Here is a 3,156-nt window from a genome sequence, read left to right on the forward strand (position 1 = left end):
AAATGCTTTGGCTTTTTCCAAAAACTCTGAATAATTCTCTTTGCAGATATTTTTAATAATCTTCTCTACATCTTCCGCGGCTATATCATATCTATTACCTATCATTGTAGGCTTTATCTTTAGCTTTTTTATTTTATTATTTATAGTCCGCTTTGATACATCTAATAACTCTGCTAATTCTTTACTTGTCATTTTCTGCTGCCCCCTCTGGCTGCTGCCCATTATCTACAATAATCTGAGTAGCATTATATACTTCTTCCATATCCTCATTAGTAGCAAATAGATTTAGTTGTCCAGGATATTGATTTTCTCTTTTGTTTACTCTGTCTACTGTTTTCCAATAAGTTGCTAATGCTTCTTGCTTTGGCTTCTTTGTGATAGTAAATATCAATCCTTTTACTTTATGGCTTCTGCTTTCTTCTACTATTGTGTCATAAGATACTTGTAAATCTGTATAATCGTTTATCTCTTTTATTGCTCTATTGATTACTCTAACTTTCAGATTAGCAAATAAATCATAATTATCTGCGCATATCAGCTTCTTAAAATCATCAAGTTTAAATTGTATCTCATGCTTAAATTCATGCGCTCTAAATATCTCATAAAGCCTTATACTATACTTACTCTTTAGACTTAATATATTCCATAATTCGTATTGTGTATAATTGCCTTGTAAATCTAATAGATATTTCTTTAGTCTACTGTTTATAACTACTGTTATACTCCCTTGCTTTGAGTTATATTCAGCTTCACTAAATACTCTCATTCTTATCTGATTATTGCCTATTTCAATCCATTGAGCTTTATTATCAAAGCTCTCTATCATCTTCTTAAAATCTCTGTATATGTGTTTATCATCTATTCCGCATAGCTCTCCAAAGTCCTTTGCAGATAATGTATATCTTTCAAACTCTTTATCAGTTGGTTTTATCTTGGAAATAACAAAACATAAGAGTTTCTGTTCTTCTGCGGTCAGATTGTATGTTGCTTTCATTACAATCTCATTACTTTTAACAACAGTTTGATGTGCGTTTGAGTATCTTTCTATCTCTCTCTTTCTGTCTGCTGCCCCCATGCTGCTCTCCCCTTGCGTTTTTGGTTTATTATAACACATAGCAGAAATATGTTATAGCGGTTTGCGGTCTGCTGCTGCCTTGTCATAACAAAAGACCACCAAAATGTATTGAGCGAACCACCATTTTGTATATAGTGAACCACCAAAGTGTATTGAGCGAACCACCAAAGTGTATTGAGCGAAATTTGCAGTTTTCCGCATAACCATGCGCTTTTTCAGCTTTTCGATTTTTCCTAAGTATTTAAAATATAATAAATATTTTTAAATATATCTGTCAGTTGGATATAAAAAACAAAAGAGATAGATAACAAGGTTTTTGTACCTCTATGAGGCAGCAGCTTATCAACAGAAAAGAAAAGAGCTTTCTCAGGCTTCTTTAATTTGCCCTTAAAAGCTCTTATTATCTCTCAGATGTATTCTTGTTCAAAAATTTTCTAAAATCGCCTAAAATCGCCTTTAAATGAGTTTTGAAAGTTATCCTCAGATTGCTCACGATCGCGGCGGTTGGTGTCCTCTTTTAAAAGCTGCTGCCTTTGTAGCTCCTCTTGTTCTTCCATGAACAAAAGAAAAGGAATACTATCTGTGCTTGGTTTATTATCCATGTTTAACATGATTATTTTGTCTGCTCCAAAAACCATTTTCTAATTTGCATATAGTTTTCTTTGTTCTCAATCTTCTCTAAAAGCTCTTTTTCAAAAGTCTTGCCCTTTGCTTTCTTCTTCATATCGTCAAAGGTTAATCCCTTTTTCTTCTCTTTCTGCTTAATAACTATCTCATAACCGCCCTCTTTATACTCTGCTACTTCTGCGCGCTCTTTCTCTGTCAGAGTACCAACAGTATAAGTAACAGTTTTCTTTGCTTCACTTACTACATAATGCGCTTTCTTTGCCATGTTCTAAAATCCTCTCTTTCTTTGATATAAAAATTATAATATTTTAGTTGTCCTATAAAAATGACTTTATTATTTATTCTCTATTGTTACTAGCTTAATGGCTTCTATATCCTCTTTTAGTTGCGGTTCGTGATAATTCAATAGCTTTGCCAGAGTGCTAATATTGCTATCGTCTATATTCTGTTCTATTGCCCTCAGTAATCTCTCTACACCATGTTTTCTTTCTTGCATATTATTATCCCTCTCTTTCTTTACAAGAGGGAAAGAGATATTATCAATCCCTCTTGTGATTTATATTTTATTCTGCTGCTAGCAGCTTATCAAGTGTCGGTCTGCTTACGTTTAGCAGCTTTGCAAACTGTACTTTGTTTATCTCGCGGCGGTTATACTTTTCTTTCAGCTCTTGGAAAAGCTCTTTATCTATCGCTTTAGGTTGTCCGCCTTTAAATTTGCCTTGCTCTTTAGCTATCTTTATGCCCTCTCTCTGACGCTCTAAGAGGTTTTCACGCTCAAATTGTGCTATCGCGCCTATCATTGTAAGAAGTAGTTTTCCGGTCGGTGTGCTAGTATCTAGGTTTTCTTTATTGCTTACTAGATGAACGCCTTTATCATTAAGCTGATTTACTATGTTTAATAAATCCTCTGTACTTCTAGCAAGTCTGCTAAAGTCATGTATATATATTGTATCACCCTCTCTTACAAAATCTAACATTTCTTGCAGCTTTGGGCGGTTGGTATTCTTTGCAGATACCTTTTCTGTAAAGTATTTTTCTATGTGCTTATCTTTCATAGCTTCTAGCTGTCTTGCTTCATTTTGCTCGATTGTTGATACTCTAATGTACGCTACATTCATTTTATTACCTCGCTATTGTTCTTTTGTTGCTCGTTCCTTATGTCTATAATATAGCACCTTGTAAAAACAATGTCAAGAGTTGTTTTACATAATGCTAAATCAATCGAAAAACAACCTAGTTTTTACATCTTTTGGCTAGTTTATTGGTGTAAAAGCTAGGTATACTTGCACTTTACATCTAGACAAACAAAGACAAGAGCAAGATTCGCCTTTGTATATACAAGGCAGCAGCTTATGACGAAAACGGAAACCAAAAAATTATTTAGTGCGGCTGCTGCCCACCAAAAGCCAATAATAAGATTTTTGCTGCTAGATTCATGAAATATACCCCCCCCA

General features: G+C 34.1%; 5 protein-coding genes. All 5 read right to left on the reverse strand.

All coding sequences use genetic code 11. The features are described from left to right. On the reverse strand, nucleotides 1-192 hold a 192-nt coding region (locus tag BLR42_RS22110; RefSeq protein ID WP_170832945.1), incomplete at its 3' end, for an excisionase family DNA-binding protein. Then, nucleotides 182-1,075, reverse strand: a complete 894-nt coding sequence (locus BLR42_RS22115) for a replication initiation protein (RefSeq protein WP_170832946.1) — start codon at nucleotides 1,073-1,075, stop codon at nucleotides 182-184. The genes BLR42_RS22110 and BLR42_RS22115, both read right to left, overlap by 11 nt. A 613-nt stretch (nucleotides 1,076-1,688) precedes the next feature. Next, the gene (locus BLR42_RS22120; RefSeq protein ID WP_091873878.1) at nucleotides 1,689-1,967 is read right to left on the reverse strand and encodes a hypothetical protein; all 279 of its coding nucleotides are present in this window, start codon (nucleotides 1,965-1,967) and stop codon (nucleotides 1,689-1,691) included. Nucleotides 1,968-2,036: 69 nt separating this feature from the next. Further along, nucleotides 2,037-2,198 carry a hypothetical protein gene (locus tag BLR42_RS23250; RefSeq protein ID WP_170832948.1) on the reverse strand — a complete coding sequence of 54 codons (162 nt, stop codon included), beginning with the start codon at nucleotides 2,196-2,198 and terminating at the stop codon, nucleotides 2,037-2,039. Nucleotides 2,199-2,265: 67 nt separating this feature from the next. Continuing rightward, nucleotides 2,266-2,820 carry a recombinase family protein gene (locus BLR42_RS22125; RefSeq protein ID WP_091873881.1) on the reverse strand — a complete coding sequence of 185 codons (555 nt, stop codon included), beginning with the start codon at nucleotides 2,818-2,820 and terminating at the stop codon, nucleotides 2,266-2,268. Between the last annotated feature and the right edge of the window lie 336 nt (nucleotides 2,821-3,156).

It is taken from the genome of Butyrivibrio sp. INlla16 (assembly GCF_900104155.1).
In the GTDB taxonomy this organism is placed as follows: domain Bacteria; phylum Bacillota; class Clostridia; order Lachnospirales; family Lachnospiraceae; genus Butyrivibrio.